The sequence below is a fragment of the Desulfuromusa ferrireducens genome (assembly GCF_055389805.1).
In genome coordinates, this window is sequence record NZ_AP042415.1 from 4,211,027 (window position 1) to 4,227,795 (window position 16,769).

The 16,769-nt window shown below is 51.8% G+C and carries 13 protein-coding genes; all 13 read right to left on the reverse strand.

What is annotated here, in order from left to right; genetic code table 11:
• Nucleotides 1-294 precede the first annotated feature (294 nt).
• The 13 genes from ACZ5PT_RS18930 to ACZ5PT_RS18990 all read right to left on the reverse strand — a co-directional run bounded on the left by ACZ5PT_RS18930 (nucleotide 295) and on the right by ACZ5PT_RS18990 (nucleotide 16,756).
• Nucleotides 295-1,734 carry a YncE family protein gene (locus tag ACZ5PT_RS18930; RefSeq protein ID WP_464264576.1) on the reverse strand — a complete coding sequence of 480 codons (1,440 nt, stop codon included), beginning with the start codon at nucleotides 1,732-1,734 and terminating at the stop codon, nucleotides 295-297.
• Nucleotides 1,713-2,765: a cytochrome c3 family protein gene (locus ACZ5PT_RS18935; protein WP_464264577.1), complete on the reverse strand. Its 1,053-nt coding sequence runs from the start codon at nucleotides 2,763-2,765 to the stop codon at nucleotides 1,713-1,715. Before ACZ5PT_RS18935 ends, ACZ5PT_RS18930 begins: the two co-directional genes overlap by 22 nt.
• Before the next feature lie 56 nt (nucleotides 2,766-2,821).
• Complete coding sequence (locus ACZ5PT_RS18940) at nucleotides 2,822-3,712, reverse strand: NHL repeat-containing protein (protein ID WP_464264578.1); 891 nt, start codon at nucleotides 3,710-3,712, stop codon at nucleotides 2,822-2,824.
• A gap of 14 nt (nucleotides 3,713-3,726) precedes the next feature.
• The gene (locus tag ACZ5PT_RS18945) at nucleotides 3,727-4,902 is read right to left on the reverse strand and encodes a cytochrome c3 family protein (RefSeq protein ID WP_464264579.1); all 1,176 of its coding nucleotides are present in this window, start codon (nucleotides 4,900-4,902) and stop codon (nucleotides 3,727-3,729) included.
• Nucleotides 4,902-6,854 carry a cytochrome c3 family protein gene (locus tag ACZ5PT_RS18950; RefSeq protein WP_464264580.1) on the reverse strand — a complete coding sequence of 651 codons (1,953 nt, stop codon included), beginning with the start codon at nucleotides 6,852-6,854 and terminating at the stop codon, nucleotides 4,902-4,904. Before ACZ5PT_RS18950 ends, ACZ5PT_RS18945 begins: the two co-directional genes overlap by 1 nt.
• On the reverse strand, nucleotides 6,844-8,484 hold the full coding sequence (locus tag ACZ5PT_RS18955; RefSeq protein WP_464264581.1) for a peptidylprolyl isomerase: 1,641 nt from the start codon (nucleotides 8,482-8,484) through the stop codon (nucleotides 6,844-6,846). The genes ACZ5PT_RS18950 and ACZ5PT_RS18955 overlap by 11 nt, the downstream gene beginning before the upstream one ends.
• On the reverse strand, nucleotides 8,481-9,077 hold the full coding sequence (locus tag ACZ5PT_RS18960) for a hypothetical protein (protein ID WP_464264582.1): 597 nt from the start codon (nucleotides 9,075-9,077) through the stop codon (nucleotides 8,481-8,483). Before ACZ5PT_RS18960 ends, ACZ5PT_RS18955 begins: the two co-directional genes overlap by 4 nt.
• Nucleotides 9,077-10,576 carry a hypothetical protein gene (locus tag ACZ5PT_RS18965; protein WP_464264583.1) on the reverse strand — a complete coding sequence of 500 codons (1,500 nt, stop codon included), beginning with the start codon at nucleotides 10,574-10,576 and terminating at the stop codon, nucleotides 9,077-9,079. Before ACZ5PT_RS18965 ends, ACZ5PT_RS18960 begins: the two co-directional genes overlap by 1 nt.
• 3 nt (nucleotides 10,577-10,579) lie before the next feature.
• Complete coding sequence (locus tag ACZ5PT_RS18970; RefSeq protein ID WP_464264584.1) at nucleotides 10,580-11,173, reverse strand: hypothetical protein; 594 nt, start codon at nucleotides 11,171-11,173, stop codon at nucleotides 10,580-10,582.
• A 55-nt stretch (nucleotides 11,174-11,228) separates the two neighbouring features.
• Nucleotides 11,229-13,301 carry a TonB-dependent receptor gene (locus tag ACZ5PT_RS18975; protein ID WP_464264585.1) on the reverse strand — a complete coding sequence of 691 codons (2,073 nt, stop codon included), beginning with the start codon at nucleotides 13,299-13,301 and terminating at the stop codon, nucleotides 11,229-11,231.
• Nucleotides 13,302-13,325: 24 nt separating this feature from the next.
• A complete protein-coding gene (locus tag ACZ5PT_RS18980; RefSeq protein WP_464264586.1) occupies nucleotides 13,326-14,108 on the reverse strand; it encodes a cytochrome c3 family protein in 783 nt (260 codons plus the stop codon).
• A gap of 17 nt (nucleotides 14,109-14,125) precedes the next feature.
• A complete protein-coding gene (locus ACZ5PT_RS18985; RefSeq protein WP_464264587.1) occupies nucleotides 14,126-15,982 on the reverse strand; it encodes an SPOR domain-containing protein in 1,857 nt (618 codons plus the stop codon).
• A 318-nt stretch (nucleotides 15,983-16,300) separates the two neighbouring features.
• A complete protein-coding gene (locus ACZ5PT_RS18990) occupies nucleotides 16,301-16,756 on the reverse strand; it encodes an N-acetyltransferase (protein WP_464264588.1) in 456 nt (151 codons plus the stop codon).
• Nucleotides 16,757-16,769: the final 13 nt, after the last annotated feature.

The window sequence follows — 16,769 nt, forward strand, 5'->3', positions numbered from 1 at the left end:
ACATCACAATTAAGCTCGATTACAACAAAATGAAAATGCATCTTCCATACCAAAATCGGCCAACTATCTCCACATAACACGCAACTAATGAACAAGCAAATTACGACGTTTTTTCAGTCATTTAAGGGCATTACCGAACTTTAATTATGGCCCACAAATACTCATTAGCCGGTCTTTTGCAGCAAAAAACCGTTAAATAACGTCATCTCGCTAAACAGCACAAGAAGAGCTAAATTTCCGCTAATAAAAAAGCTGACTATAATGATCTTCGGGAAGGGTCATCAGGGGTTGCAACTATTCTAAAATAGACAACGAAGTAGGTTCCCCGCCAAGAGGTATTTCTTTGAGCAAAGTCCCTGATGCCCGCTTGAGAACAGTCAACCGCTGAAGAGGACCGTTAGCGACGTACAGCAACCGCTTGCGCTCCGAATAACTCCACTCACCCGGTGCCTGGCCGACAGAGATTTTACGCAAAGCAACATTCTGTCCGGCATGCAGAACACTCAAGCTGGACTCACCCGAATTGCTGACATAGGCGTTACTGCGGTCGATGGCTTGAATATACTCAGGCTTAAAACCGACCGGTATCTTTGCCTGCTGCTTGCCGGACCGGTGATCAAATACGGCCACAGATTGTGAGCCTTGTTCGACAACATAAAGCGACCGATTAAAAAACAGCAAACTGACGGGGCGACTGCCAACTGGAATACGGCGAATTGTCTGTAGGTTACCAGCATCAAGAATGAAAACCTGCTGTGAATTTGGCGCGACAAGTGCTAAACGCTCTTGCCCATCGCTAAAAGCAATAATGCGCTGCGGCTTATGACCAATCAAGACCCGGTTGACCAAAGTACCTGCCAACAGATCAACCTTCAAGACTTCACCGGCGCCGGCATCGGTCACAAAGGCAAAGGTCCCATCGGTTGAAAGCGCCATGTGTTGCGGCGAAACGGAACCCGGCAGAGCGATTTGATCAATCAGCCGGCCATTAAGGCAATCGTAGACAAAGATGGATCTTTTGCCGCTGCTGAGAATATACAACTTCCGTTGATGCAGTCGAATTTCGGCGAGCGGGCCCGGCACCCCAAACGAGGCGACGACATCGTTGATATCCATCCGCACAACATAAACGGTATCGATCTCACGACAAGCGACATAAAGCAGTTCGCCACTAAGGGTCTGGCCCTGCCCCCAAGCGGTAAACCGAGCCACCAACTGCTGACTACCAAGCTGTTCGGCAATCAGTTGCCAATCGATAAACAGACATTTGCTGTCACCAGAACGTAATTCCAACGGCTCCGGCAAAGTGACGACAAACTGCTGAACCTCATCTTTACCAGGCAGGCCACGAACCCGTAAACGCAGCCGCTGGTGTTCGCCGAGCGGAGCGACCACTGCACCAAGCAGCATTTGCTGGCCTTTTTGTTGCTGATAATCAATCTCTCCCGACTGCAAGCCAAGACCGATCCAGACGTCATTAACCTCAACAGCGATAGCTTCAAGCTGAATATTGCCAGCGACCTCAACGGTCCCGGAGCTGCCGAGATAAACCGTCAGCAACGCCTGTCCGGCGCGCGCCTTAACAGATTTTTTCGCCACGGACTGCGGAGTACCGCCACAAGCAGCCAATAACAACAGGATCAATATGAGAATGAATCGCTTAAAGAGCATCGTCTTCCCCGGATGGTTGATTGCAAACAGACCCGAACGGATCAGCTTTTCGACGTATGACAAACCACGCAGCCTTCACCGGCAGTCGCAGCGTAATTCCAGCGCAGCATCTTATAATAGGGCGAACCGTGGGCACGGTGACAGGTAATACAGGTAATCACCGCTTCTCCGCCGGACAGAGAAACACTCCCCAGCGGCGTTAAGACCGAGGTACTGCCAAGCGGCACATCGATTTGGTAATCATGGCCGAGGCCACCAAAGTCCCGATACTCAGAGCCCATTGCGGTATTGGACAGATCATACTCAACCGGATGCTGAGTCCAGACATCAAAGCCGGACTGCTGGTGAAACTCACCATGACAGCGCATGCACAATGAACTGATCGTCGTGTCATCCGTTGCACCATCGAGGCCCTTATATTGGTTGTGCGCCGTCGCAGTCGGTGTTAATTCCCAGGCAGGATCTTCATACCCAGCCACACCAACCAACATTCGGTAACTGTTGCCAGCTTTGCTTCCCGGAGAACTGATCGCTCCGCTGAGATTATCGTGGTGACCACCAAATATTGCCGTCTCCATCACCGAGCTAGTGTGACTACCATGGCAACCGTAAACTCCAGCGCAGGTCACCTGTTGTCCAGTCGACCAACTGCCCGCCCCCGGGACACTCCCATCGGCGGCAGAAAAAGCACCGTTAAATCCGGGCGGGGTGCCAAGAGTCGCATCGACGGCCGTTAAACCAAAGACATTATGTCCGGCACTATCGCCCATCGGTTGACTAACCCAGTAAAAGCTACCGCCAGCCAGGGTACTGGCTCCATAAATCGGCGCGGAAAAAGAGGTGATATAAGGCATGCTCCCGGGAGCATTATCCCCCGAGTGACAGCCAGCACAGTCAGTTACCAGCAAAGCGTTATAAGGACCGGCATCGCCCCAACTGCTGAGAGCTTGCCCGCCTTGACTGTGGTGCATGGTATGACAGTCAGAACAATTAAGCCCCGCCTTAAGGGCGAATACCGGTGTAACACACAGCAGACAAAGCAGCACTGTCAAAAGCGTAAACTGTCCGGTAAAAGCTGATTTTTGATCAACCATCACGAACCTGCTTGTCTTCGGTGAATTAATCATATTGCCCCGCCGCAGTGTTGTAGTTATCGGGTCAGAATATCGATCCGGGCGTTACCTTCGTCAACAATACACAGCCGTTGTTTCCAATCAAACAACAGATCCTTGGCATACCAGAGCTGGCCATGACGCTTGCCCTTGCCGAGAAAGTCGAAACGCTTTTCTCCCTGCGGACCAAACACCTCGATGGTGCCAGCATGGCGATCAAGGACATAAAACTGGCCGCCAGTATCAACTTCCAAAGCCACCGGAAATTGCATGCCCTGCAAAGAAACAACCTGGGCGATTTCGCCGTTGGCTGAAAAACGATAAATTTTCCGCGCTAAACCGTCCAAGGCCCAGAGGTCACGTCCCTTAAGCTTAAAATCAACAAAGCCACGAAAATCCTTATCACCGCTGTAATTCTGAACCACTTGCAAGCTATCATCAAGCTGTAAAATGGCTCCACGGCGCTGATCGAGAACAAACAAACGGTTTTTTTCATCAACCGCGACTTTGGCAGGAATAATTCTTGCGCCATCGGCATAGGTTGGCTGATAGGGCTGCACTTTCTGCTGACGCGGATTAATATAGAGCAGATCGTTGCTGGAACGGTTCACCACCCAAAGCACACCGGATGATGTCCGTGCTAAAGAAACCGGTTTTTTAAGTTCTCCCCCAGCATTAAAGGCGGAAATAAACTTACCATCCTTGTCAAAAGAAACCAGCTGGCCACCGGCTGCATCCACCACATAATAGCGACCACTTTTGGCATCAACCGACAGCGCGCTGGGCAAGCCGATTTTAACTCCCGAATCGGCAGCGGGCAGCTGCAAAAGGTAGCTCCAGGGGCCTGCAGCAACGGCGGATTGAACACTGATGCTCCCCAGGCAGATCAGCAGGACAGCGACAGCGAGGCTAATTCTCTTATAGTTCATCAGTCGTTCTCCCATCAGTAGCTCTGGTGACACTGGACACAGAGACCGCGCTCACCACTACCACGCAAAAAGTAGCGATAATTGGAGCCATCGTTGGCATTATGGCAGGTCAGACAGTCCATCGGCTGGTTATTTCGCGGGTCGATGGAATCTTCACCGATCGGATGGGTAAAGCCCTTGTGCTGGTCGTGACACTCGGCGCAGACGTTATTGTCATTTTTCAACATCGCGACGCCATCGGTCCCGTGCAGTTGGTGACAATCGGAACAGAGGTTCCAGCCCGCGTGCATGTGCAGATTTTTCTCGCGACGACTGAAGGTGTCAGCGTGACAATCCCGGCAAACGTTACCGATATTGGTCGGCAGCAGATTAGGCAGATCCCCGGTGTGCGGATCGTGGCAAGCTACGCAAGGATTGCCGTTGCCAGCAATCCCCAGGTGATTATGCACCTTGTTAAAGGAATTAAGGACCTCGTCGTGGCACTGCAAGCAAGTTTCGACGGTCATTTCTGCGCCGTGGCAGACCTGACAATCACGATCAGCAAACGGCTGATGACTGACGGCGCGCAACAGGATGCGGCTATCTCCACCGTGCGGATGGTGACAGGAGAGACAATCAATCCGACGCAAATCCATATTGAGGTGCTTGCCCTGAAGTGCCTTATTGGCACTGTGACAGCCGAGGCAAAGATCACTACCAGCCTTCTTTAACAGGCGATTATCACTGCCACCGTGCGGTTCATGACAGACGCTGCACTTCCCCTGGCTGAAAGGCCGATGGCTGACCTTATAATCTTTTTGCAGATCCTCATGACACTCGAAACAGAGTGCGCTGCCAGCCTGATTAAGCAATTTGTCGTGCGCGGCGGCATGCGGCGAGTGGCAACCGGTACACTGCCCTTCGCGGATGGGAGCGTGCAGCACCCGGCTGTTGCCGATCGTCTCGGCGACTTGCTCATGACAGCTAAAGCACAGGTCTTTCTCGACGTCGAGTAACAGTTTTTTCTGCCGAGACACATGCGGTCCGTGGCAACTCAAACAATCCTTGTCAGCTACCGGCGAGTGCACCACCCGGCCTTTAAAATCCGCGGCGTCATGACACTCAAAGCAGTCAACTGCGTAACTTGAGGGCGCCACTACCAGCAACAACAACAGGCTGGACATTATCGTTAATGACTTCATCACATTCATTATCTATCTCCCTTGTGGCAGGAAGCGCAGTCGCCTTCCGCAAAGGGTGCGTGCTTGACCGGCAGGGTCAAAGAAGCATCTGGTCCGCCGTGCGGGTCATGACAACCCATACAACTCTTCTCGCCGGGACTGATACCATTGTGAGTCCCCGCAAGCGTTTTGCCATCGACTTCATGGCAATCGGCACAGACCGAAGCATCGGCACGTTTTGCAACACTGAGCTGGGGAGCATGGATATTGTGACAAGCAGCGCAATCGCCATCAACGGCTGGAGAGTGACCAACACCATTATTCCAGTACTGATCGACATTATGACAACCCAGACAGAGGTCGGGCTGCGACTTGAGCAAGAAGCTGCTTTCGTCGTTACCATGCGCGTGGTGACAGACCGAACAGTTCTGGTGCCCGCCAGGGGTTCCTTCTGGCGGCTGGCGATCAGCATGACAACTTACACAGAGCACACTGGCGTCCTGGGACAACAAGAACGGCAAGCGACTGCCATGCGATTGATGACACAACTCGCAACGTCCCTCGGTAAAGGGCTCATGTCGATTCGACTGCTCCCGTTCAATTTCGATAACCCCGTGGCATTGACCACAGGACTCAGCGCCTGTCGCAAGCAGCAAGGTCTTGTTTTGGCCACCGTGTGGTGCATGACAAGCAGCGCAGTTCCCGGCAACAAAGGGGCGGTGCAGGTTCGGTTGGCCAAGATCTTCGCCTACAACCGTATGACACTCGGCGCAGAGTGCCCGCTGCGGTTTAACCAACACCCCGTCATAGCTGCTTTCGTGCGGCAGGTGACAGGTTAAGCACTGCCCTTCCTGGGCCGGATCATGATTGACCCGTTTACGCTCAGCCTGCTCATCGTGACAGTCGAGGCACAGTTTATTGGCTGATTTACGCAGCAACACCGACTCGCCGGCAGCAGGCAGATGTGGTCCGTGACAGGAGAGACAATCGCCAGCCCCCGCAGGGGTATGGACACTGCCGGGATGCTGCAGCTCTGGTTCGTTACCGAAAAATTTAAAGCTGTGACACTCAAAGCAGAGGGTTTGCGGGTTCTGCTTGGAAATACCGACAAAATCACTGGAATGAGGATCGTGACAGGCAAAACAGTCACCATCAGCGACCGGGGCATGAACCTTTGCCCCGGTGAAACGCTGCTGATGTTCAGAATGACAACTAAAGCAGAGCTGCGCAGATTTATCGGCGATGGCAAACGGCTGCGCGGCATCAGGTGCAGCGTGGCAACCCTGGCATTCACCGGCGGCAACCGGTTGGTGGGTGAAAACTTTCAGCAGCTTAGCATTATCCGCCGAATGAACGCTGTGACAGCTGGAGCAGTTGCCGGTCACCGGGTAATTGCCGTGAGCGGCAACAAAGGGGCCACTGCCAACCTTATGGCAATCCTTGCAGAGCTGCCCTTCTTCTTTAATCAACAAGCGCTCAACAGTTGACCCATGGGTTTCGTGACAGGTCTGGCAGCCTTCAGCCAGCGGCGGATGAACAAACTTACGTTGAAAGTCCGCTTGAGCATGGCAATCGAAACAGAGTTGCCCGGCAGGTTTATTTAACAATTGCGCTTCAGGGGCATTATGATGCTGATGGCAAGCCGCACAATTGCCCTCTTTGATGGGACCGTGCAGTTGTGTTTTTGCGGCCAGCTCAAGAGCAAGCGGCTGATGGCAAGTGTAACAGAGCGTCGCTCCTTCAACCTTCAGATAGGCCCCACCGATGATACCATGCTTACGGTGACAACCGGCACAATCACCGGACTTAACCGGCTGATGGACCACTCCTTCAGCAAACAGGGTGCGGTACTCTTCGTGGCAATCAAGACAAGACTTGCCCCCCTTGGACGGTGCAGATCCGGGCGCACAGGACTGCAGACAACAGACCAGCAATGCACCGAGCAGCAGTGCCATCAGAGTCAAAGAACGTTTAGGATTCATTTGTGGCATTCTCCTCCTGCAATTGCTTGCGCAACGTTTTCCACGCACCCTGGTCTTGCTTGATAACTGAATGTTCGCGTAACCGTTTGAGATAGCTATCGCGAACCTCTTTAAAACGCTCCTTCTTGACGGTTTCGGTAATCATGTCACGAACCATATCAAGGGCAACGACCTGTTTTTCAGCACTGCGCACCACTTTAACGAAGTGCGTATTCTTGCCCTCGACGACCGTCGCAATCTGTCCCGAAGCGAGCGGTGTGATCGCCTCCTGAATAACTGGCTGCAACTGGGCCAACGGTTTCTTTTCAATCTTGACCCCGGACGGCGAGATCGGTTCCATGATGGTGAAGAAATCCTCCCCCTGTTTGAGCTGCTGACTTATTTTACTGGCCAGTTCGCTCTCATTGGTGGTCACCATGGCATACTCAATCATCCCCTCCTGGGAAAACCGGCCTGGATTTTCTTTATAGTAGGCCTCAATATCCTCATCGGTCACCTTCACCTCCGGACGCACCACTGACTCCTCGAATTCCTTGATCAAGCGGTACCGAGAGTAGAAATCAAAGACATACTTCAGCGGCGGAATCTGCTCGTAGTGACGAGCCATCGCCTCCCTTTCGGTTAAGGTCTGAACCAGGATATCATCAACGATCCGCTTCTTCGATTCATCGAAGTCTTCAGCATTACGCTTGGCCATGCCACGCGTCTTCTGCGTCTTCAGGACCGAGGCATAAAGGAAGGAAGCCGGCACCTTGAGGCTGCCGATGGTGATGGCAATCTTGTCGGCATCCTCGGCTGCCGGGCCGTCAGGACCGATGGTGGCAATCAGGTCGCGATCGATCACCACTTCGCCCTGCTCCAGCAATCGCTCCATCAACTGCTGGGTGAGTTGATACTCCTGCTGCTTGAGGCTCTTGCGGATCAACGATTGCTTGACCGTTTCAAAATCCTCTTCGGTGCCCTCCTGGCGCTCAAGCACCTTGACAAAATACCAGGCGTGACCAAATAGCACCGGCCCGGCATGCTGATCTTGTTGCAAGGTCAAAACAGCGTCACGCAACTGCTCCGGAATCCGCGTGTAACGCATCGGCCCGGTCGCATCAACCTGTTCGGCGATCTCTTTTAGTCCAGCGGCAGACGTGAGCTCAGAGAAGGGTACTCCGGCATCCATAAATCCTTTTATAACGTCGGCCTGTTCCTCTTCCTGAACAGCGATCATCTGCAGATCCATCTTCGGCGTGTATTCTTTTACGTAAGCATCCCAAAGCTCCTCTTTGGCTGGGATCTGTTTTTTTGCGTCGATCTCCTCCCCCTTAAGCTGCATCAACGCGCGAACCTTAAGAAAAACCAGGAGTTTTTTCTTGTAACTTGGATTTTCAGTCAGCTGCATGTCCTCAGCTTCTTGAGCGAGCAACATGAAATCGATGTATTCGTCCAGTGACTCATGAACAGCCATTCCTGGATCCTGCCACTCATTCCACCAATGCCGATAATCCTCTTCTGTAAATTTGACATCGTTGATTTCTACTAAATAATCACTGCCCCCCCAGAAAGCCTCAACAACAGGAACCGGCAGACAGACAGCCAGCAAAACAAACAATAGGACAAAGCGAATACCAATTCTTCTCATCGACATCTTACTCCCTTAGACAACCAATCATTGATGATCTCTTGTGACATTATCTTCAACAGTCCGCTCGTAGTGGTCACGAGGCCGAAATGCATAATTTTACGATACTCATCCCCCCAACGCTGATGCACAGTACTCAACAGCATCTGGTCCGTACGCAGGTCGTAGAGGTCGACCTGCAAAGCGACAAACGGCACCCTGTCAGCACCATGCCGGCTGTCCATCCCTGCCTCGACGACCCGACCGACGACCGCAACATCGGCAGACATCTGTTCGGCCATAGCGTTATAGATGGACTTGTGTAACGTCGCTCCAGGCAACAGCCGCTGCCGCAATCGAAACAGGCCGACATCCCCTTCGGCAACGACATTGAACTGCTCGCTACCGATCAGTTCAGAACTGAACAGTCGATATGCAATCAATCCGGTCTCTGGCGTACGAGTCCAACTTTCAAAAGGCAACACGGCCACATTGCAGACATTGGTCTCAGCACCGGCGGTCACCCGTGTCTGCAGTGGCGAACGCCCGGTACAGGCAGTTAACGAAAACAGCGCACAAAGCAGGATATATTTCAGTACAGTCTGGCCTGTCATCAGAAGTCCGGCACCCAGGATTCAGCTTTCTGTTCCTTAATCTCTTTTTCCAACTCAACAATCGGCATTTTCTGCCGTTTAATCCGCAGTCTGTTGCCCAACTGGTCATTTCCGTTGACCGTCAAGATCACGTACTGCTCTCCCTCGACAGGTTTGAACTCGAGAGATACCGGAAGCTCCGTCCCCTGCTCACTGATCAGGGTCTCGCCACCAAGCGATTGCAGCACGGCCTCCCAGGAGGTAATCGGGAACTCGAACGCTCCTTCGACCGACAAGGCCAAAAAGGCCTTGCCTTCAAGGTGAGTGATCCTGGCCCGAACGTTCGGAGCCGAAGCCTGCAATACGACTGTCCGGGTATCACTCGATTTATTTCCTGCCAAATCCCATATATGCAGTGTAATAACGTAGGTTCCGTTGGACATCATGAACCCGTCCGAACTGCGCCCCTCCCAGACCATCCGCTCCGGGACCTCCCCCTCATACTCTTCGTAGACGACGGTATCACCGCGACCGGTCTTGATTTCCAAGCCCCAACCGGCCAGCAGACGGGCATCCCCGATCCGCGGTAAAATCAGAATGTGGTCTTTCAGTGCCAAGCGCTGCCCAACCTGAATGCCCTTTTTAATTTCCAGTAACAATCCTGGCGGAGAGTTGATCACATCATAGCTGGCAACCTTTTGCACCTTCTGTACCGTTTGCTCACGTCCCCACTCAATACGCAGGCCAACTTTGTAATTATCTTCAGCACTTGGAGCGAACCATTTGCCTTGGTAACTATCGGTGCGACGGTCATATTGCAAATAACTGATCCCGGCTGCGCTTTCAGCGGCAATCAAGGTCGGGCGCTTGCCAAGAAAACGAATTTTCAGATTCGCTTCCACCACCTGCCCACCCTGGACGTAGGCAGGGAATAGGTACATACCGAGCAACTGGAAATCGCGACTTTCCGATAATTCCGATTCGCGGGCAAACTTCGCCAGTGGTGTCAGGATCTCTTTCAATAGCGGCCGAGCCAGTTCGGTAGAGCTTTCCGGTTGACCGAGGCCGAGGACACGGACTTGCTCCCGGACACTGGTTGCGTCGGATGCTGACCAGACCGGGTTCCCGTCAGCCGTATCCAGAGCAGTAAACGTGATCCCGATCGAGGGTTCAGCACCTTCCGCTTCGGTAATTGTTCCGATCAGGACCAAAGAGCAGTCGAATTCGGCACCCAGTTTTTTAACCATATAGCTGTCAAGATACTGATAGGTACGCACCTTGTTCTTGGCCATAAACAACATGACCTCACTTCTTGAAACCAGCTCAATCCCATGTTGCTTTAGGGCAGTTTCTACCGCCTTGGTATACCCAAAGTTGACCCCATTGCCCCCCTTGCTGATGTCGGCCATCGGCATCAAGACAATTTTCTGCGCGCACACCGGCAAACCACTTAAAAGCAGGTAAATAAAAGCGGCAACGATGATCGTTACTGACTTATGTGGCGGTTGAAACAAAGACAAAGGTTACTCCCCCGACAAGGTTGACAACAATCTCTGGGCCAGACGAAAGCCGACCTGATTAACATCCTCACTGGCAAAGCCGAAGAGTCGGTCGACGGTTCGATAACCACTCTCACTGCCACTGGCTTGCCAGATGATCTGACCGGTTTTGACATCAACCAGGCGCAGGGTCGCGGCGATGACCGGATAGGAATAGCTGCCGTTCTGAACTTCGCTGAAATCCTCTACCGCGCCGGCCAGATAAGCTTCAACATTTAATTCCTGACCGAGTCGCATGCCAGTCGCCTGATCAAGCGTGTCTTGCTCTTTTTGCACCAACTCTTCGCGCAAGAACCGCTGTGCCTCGCCTTTTTCGACGACTTCAAAAAGTCCACGACTGAGAATTTCCGTTGTTACGACATCACTGAAGCGTAACTCTGCATGCTTGGTTTCGGTGTGGTTTTCAAATGGCAAAACAACGACCCGTTTGACATATCCGAGACCGAGGCTCTCCGCAGCGTAATGGCGAGGCACCGATGTACAGCTACTGAGGAATCCGATACAGAAGACTAAAATCATCCATCCATATTTACGCACGATAAACACCTTCTCCTTCATGTTTCCCGATCATCCGGGATGGTCCCTGAGCAGACCAGAAACCAACTATTCGCTATCAGAAAATCATGTTCAATGACGCGTTGCTATTCCAGCTATTACTGTCTTCAGCCATCTGGTAATTACCCGAAGTCTGAAAAGACAAACTGCGATTGATCAACCAGCTCAATAAAGCATTGTACTGCTGGCTGGCCTCCTCGCCAAAATCATAAGAGAGCCCAAACTGGGACTGCAATTTTTTACTCCACAGCCAACTGGAGTTTCCGCTAAAGGAAGAACTTCCCTCTTCGACATCACCGTCGTAACTGAAGTTAAGCAGCAGCATATCCGACGGACGATATCCAAGCGTCATGCCGTAACTGGTCGCCTGGGTTGTCTCGCCGCCACTGGAGTCAGACTCGGTGTAACTGAGATTGGTATTCATATCGACCTTGGGAGTAAAATAGGCGGTGGTATTTAAGGTCAAACCAAAGCTGCTGCTCTCGGTGCCCTCAGCGATATTTTCACTCTTCGAGAGATTGCCCGTCATGCTGGCGGTCAAGTCTGGATAAATAGTCGCGTTCAGTGACGAGCTGATCGAGTTACTCACCGTATTCTGACCATCATCCGACTCACTCTCTGAACGGGTATAGCCAAGCGAGACATTTAACGTCGACAACGGCTGGGCCGACATCGCCAGAGAAAAGGATCGGCTTTGCCGCCCGGCCGAGTTATCTGCTTCATCAGTATTTTCACTGACGCTGGCAGAAAAACTGACCTTTTCATTCAGGGTATAGCTGCTGCTTAACGAGTGGTTGAATTGGACCGAATCACCAGAATCCTGCTGATCTTGCGCGCGGCGCAGACTATAAGACACACTCCACTTATCAGTAACTCGTACCGAGGTACTGAATTGGGTCTGCATGTTCTTGGTTTCACGCGACAGGCTGACGACATCCGAAGCGGCGATCCGCTCTTCCTGGGGGATAATATCTTCAATCAAGCCTGGGGCATCGGTCAGCGTATCGGCAACAACCCTGATGTAATCAACGCTTTCGACGGCAGGCAACAGCAAGGTAACCACGGTCTTGTCTGTGTTATCCAGTGGATCAAAAACGACCGCATCGGACCGGACAACACCAGCAATCTGCGTCCAACTTGTGCCCAAACTATTGTTGCTGCGGTAAACCGTCCAAGCAGAGCCTCCTGCCATGTCGAGTAGCTGAGCGTTTGTGAGTTCGCGATCAAACCAGACCTGCAACCGCTTGACCGGCTGGCTATCAACCCGAATACTCATATTTTGATCATCGGAGGTACTGAAGATATCAACCCCCTGAAATGAGACCGTCCCGAGGGGGGCGGTGGTCGGCACCCCGCCTTCTTCGTAAAAGCGGCCAAGAATATTCAGTTCAGGATAAAATAGGTTGCCGGTTCCAACCACTTGGGTTGAAGAATTTTCCGTTATTTGAAACTGTTGTGACGCAGAAACCGAAACCCGCCCCGCAAAAAAGCTCTGAGCGTAGCTGATCTGAGCGGTCTGATCGAAGGTTTCGCTATCGCTGCTGTTGATATTGTCGGAAGATTTCGCCGCGCGGACATCATAGAGCAGATCGATAAGCTCAAAGGAATGTTCAATACTGACACCGACGGTATTTGAGTCGTTATCGACCTGCGCCGGGTTACTGTCATCGGTTGAGGTACTCTGATTAAAATAGAGACGCAGACTTGGCCAGTCCTCAATTTGACTGTTCAGGTTCAAACCCCAGGAATCGGTGGTCCGAGTCGCAGCTCCCTTTTGACCGCTCTCTGACTGCGAAGCATTCAGGTTCAGCGAAAACAGATCGTTACGTAAATCAAACGATAAGTTTGGATTGAGGGAATAACTGTCATTCCCAGAGGAGGGACGACTTTTATTGTAGCGGACCGAGCCAGCAAACGTCATTGCCGCGCTCAGCTCCTTACTGTACGTCAAATTATAATTATCCGTAAACTGACGGCTGCCCTCATCCTCCCCACCGCTTTCCCGGTAGTTCCAACTACTGGAAAAACCCAAGGGATCACCAGCGTACGTATCCGAAGAGAACCACGCGCCACACAGCACGACGGCAAGCAGACAAAACATAAAAAAATGTGAGCGATCTGACGACAACATCAAATATAGAATCCAGTCAAAAAATCAATTCACAAGATTATGCGGCCCGCCATGACAGGTCACACAGTCTGGGAATTTGTCATGCATCCCGGAATTATGCGGCTCAAAATGACAAGTTTCACACTTCGGAACCCGCTTGTGAAGGCTCTTGTGGCAGTACACACAGAGCAACAGGCGATGCTTGGTGGTTGTCTTTTGCAGCAACTGCCCTTCCCGCACATGACAACCGGTACATTGTTCGGAACCCAGGTTATTCAGATAGGCAACCCGCAGCGGCGAATGCGGCTGATGACAACGTCGACAATCAGCGTAGTCCTGAGACTCAAGGTGCGGATCGTGGCAAACAAGACAATCGAAATATTCACCGTGCCGGTCATGACAAGCCTTGCAGTCGAGGACCGAGTGGTTGCTCTGGTACTCCATCAATTCAGTGGCTTGAGCGGAGTGACAGGTCTGACAAGCCGGAGTCACCCTGGCAACCGTTTGATAACTGATGTTCAGCGGGCTGTGCGGACGGTGACAACCAAGGCAATCGGCAACGGCAAAATGGTCGCGTTGCCGCGCATCGTGACACTGAGCGCAAGCGGGAATCGGGTTAACTCCACGCGGCGGATGCTCCTTGTGACAGTCGACGCAAGTCACAGCATCCCGGTGTTTGCCGCCGGTCTCAGCAATTTCCTGCAACACTGTGGTGTGACATTTTTGGCAGTCGTCTGCCTGCAGCGCAGGAGCATCAACCGCCAAACTACGGCCGGGCAGAATCAGCAGCAGGAACAAAACTGGAACAACCAACAAAACACTCGTCATTTCCCGTTTCATATGCATCACAACCCTACCGCCACGCGCGTATCCCGCTCACCAGAGTGACATTGTTGACAGAACATGGCGAGCTGCTTGTCATGACAAACCATGCAGGAATTGACTTTTTTATCGACCGCAACCTGGGCCACTGCTAGGGGGGCGACAGTGGGAACCAACTTCTTCTTCAATTTTGGTTTCGCTGCCACAACCCTGCTTTTCTGCGCCGCCGGGGAAGGTTCGTGCTTACTCTGCGGTGGTGCTTCCTGCGGTGCGGGCGTTGCAGGTTTCAGCATCGGCTTTATCATCTGCTCCAGAGGAGCATGGATGTCATCCTTAGGCAGAACCTTAATCCTGTCAAACAACTCAACCGCGGGGAAGATCTTTTCGGCCGGCTGCTCCAACGTTTCGATGGTTGGAATCTGGTACTCAGGGAGAGTTATCGCTTCGACAAAGTTTACCTCTTCCGACCCTTCCGACTCTTCCGACTCTCCCAGCTTTGCTGTTTCGCGCTCTGGCAACGGAGTTTCAACTTTCGTCAACTCAAGCTCCAACGGCTTGCCACGCGTTTTCAGTATGGCCGGAAGCTTCTCTTCGGCACGGATCCGCTTGGCAACTTCATGTGCCTTGAGAGGATCAACATAGGGGCCGACAAACACCTGATACCAGAGACCACTCTTGCCCTTATCCAACGATGCAATACGCGCCGGGTAGCCCTTGCGGGAAAGCTGTAATTGCTGCTCAGCGGCATCGGCTTGCTGCCTGGCCAAGCCGGTCACAACCAGAAAGTCCCCAGGAAGATCAATCTGGATTGGCTGTTTCAGACTGCGAATGCGGATGACCTCGGCAATACCGGGAGCAGCAACAGCTTGCGCCTCACCAACCGTTTGCGATTCATCGACCATTGTTGAATCAGCAGCGCTTTCTGCTGCGTCAGCATTTTTTTGACCAGCAGCGCGACGCTTGCTGCCGTAGCCACGTTCACTGATAAACTCAAAGACCTGCAAACGATGATTAAAGGTATCAGCGACAATGATCCGTCCCTGGCCATCAACAATCAGGTCACTCGGATAATAAAACCAGCCACGTCCACCACCCATGCCGCCGACTTCGAACAGGTATTCCCCGGTCATCGCGTAAACCGACATGGTGTGTCGCTGATAATCAACCAAGTAGACCTGTTGCCTGACATCATCAACAGCGATCCCGCGTGGTCGGGACAGCTTTCCAGGCTCGCCGCCCTTTTCTCCGAATTTGTAGAGAAACTTCTCGTCCGAACTGTAGACAAAAACGCGCCCCATCGCCTCGCTAAGAAAATAGAGCCGGCCATCGCTACCGACATCAAGACCAAGGATGGGTGCTTTTTCCATAACCTCGAGAACCTCATCCTTCGGCTCTATCCAGCGCAAAAAATCACCAGCACTGTTCAGCACCATGACCCCGGTTCCGTTCATTCCAACAACATAAATATTGCCATTAAGCCCAACCGCCACACCGAGGGGGGAGAAGAACTCAAAGTCAGGGAAAAAAATCTGCTTCACCGGCATAAAAGCCATATCGAGTACGGCAATATGCGGGCGCATCTCCACCTCACTGGCACCAAGACAGACATACAGCAAACCATCTTTAATAAATGACTTGCTGATACTGTTAAGGCCGCGCCCGGCACCGAGCGAAAGGTAAGGAAAATAGTCCGGCGTCATAACCACGAGCTTATTTCTCTGTGGACTGGTGACATAAATTTCATCAGCGTCGCGATCGTAGGTTATGCCGGACGGAAAGCGCAACGGTGCGCCAACCTCGTCGGTACTGATAACCTTAACGGAGCGCAGCGCCTGAATATTCTGCTCAGCGCTGGCAGCAAGGCTCAGCATATTCAACATAAGACACACAGCAATAAAAAGAATACTGAAGTGCCTTAAAATAGTTTCTCCGGTGCGCAACAGTCGCCCCCCAAACATTATAAAAATCTAACTTTTTCAACAAGTTAGCCACTCTCGAGCAAAGTGATAAAATAGTGAGCAAAAAACGGGCCGAGCAACAGCGTGAACAGTGCACGACCTGAAAACTAATGAAAATTCAGGACAAATGATTCGTTTAAAAGATATGGACGGCTAAAAACATAAAATTAAATACAAATAAAACCGCGAAATAACCTCATAGACCGTCAAGTCGCTGAGGAACACTCGCAGCTTAAATAATCAGTTCAGCAGGTCAATCGACAAAGCAAACTCATCACAATCGGGGAATTTAACACATTTAAGACAATCGCCCCATATCTTCTGCGGCAATTCTGATTTTTCGATATCACAAAAACCAAGTTTTTTGAAAAAATCAGGTTGATAGGTCAAGGCAAAGACCTTTTTCAAACCCAGCTCAGCGGCCTCTTCAAGACAGATTTCAACAATCTTACGTCCAATCCCCTTACCCTGCTGTCCGGGGGCGACGGCTAAAGAGCGAACCTCCGCCAAGTCTTCCCAACTAATCGCCAAAGCACCGACACCAAGAATCTTCCCCGCTTCATCATAAACGTAAAAATCACGGATATTCTCATAAATATCAGCCAGAGATCGGCCCAGCAACTGACCATCTTTAGCGTAATCAAGCAACAATTGATGGATTGCTCGGGCATCTGGAATTCGAGCACGACGGATCATAATGACTCCCGTA

Bases quoted from the DNA above. Each gene is read 5' to 3' on its own strand.
- ACZ5PT_RS18940 (WP_464264578.1), bottom strand. From the start codon at position 3,712: ATGAACTATAAGAGAATTAGCCTCGCTGTCGCTGTCCTGCTGATCTGC.
- ACZ5PT_RS18975 (WP_464264585.1), bottom strand. From the start codon at position 13,301: ATGTTGTCGTCAGATCGCTCACATTTTTTTATGTTTTGTCTGCTTGCC.
- ACZ5PT_RS18970 (WP_464264584.1), bottom strand. From the start codon at position 11,173: ATGAAGGAGAAGGTGTTTATCGTGCGTAAATATGGATGGATGATTTTA.
- ACZ5PT_RS18945 (WP_464264579.1), bottom strand. From the start codon at position 4,902: ATGAATGTGATGAAGTCATTAACGATAATGTCCAGCCTGTTGTTGTTG.
- ACZ5PT_RS18990 (WP_464264588.1), bottom strand. From the start codon at position 16,756: ATGATCCGTCGTGCTCGAATTCCAGATGCCCGAGCAATCCATCAATTG.
- ACZ5PT_RS18950 (WP_464264580.1), bottom strand. From the start codon at position 6,854: ATGAATCCTAAACGTTCTTTGACTCTGATGGCACTGCTGCTCGGTGCA.
- ACZ5PT_RS18955 (WP_464264581.1), bottom strand. From the start codon at position 8,484: ATGAGAAGAATTGGTATTCGCTTTGTCCTATTGTTTGTTTTGCTGGCT.
- ACZ5PT_RS18985 (WP_464264587.1), bottom strand. From the start codon at position 15,982: ATGTTGAATATGCTGAGCCTTGCTGCCAGCGCTGAGCAGAATATTCAG.
- ACZ5PT_RS18935 (WP_464264577.1), bottom strand. From the start codon at position 2,765: ATGGTTGATCAAAAATCAGCTTTTACCGGACAGTTTACGCTTTTGACA.
- ACZ5PT_RS18960 (WP_464264582.1), bottom strand. From the start codon at position 9,077: ATGACAGGCCAGACTGTACTGAAATATATCCTGCTTTGTGCGCTGTTT.
- ACZ5PT_RS18980 (WP_464264586.1), bottom strand. From the start codon at position 14,108: ATGACGAGTGTTTTGTTGGTTGTTCCAGTTTTGTTCCTGCTGCTGATT.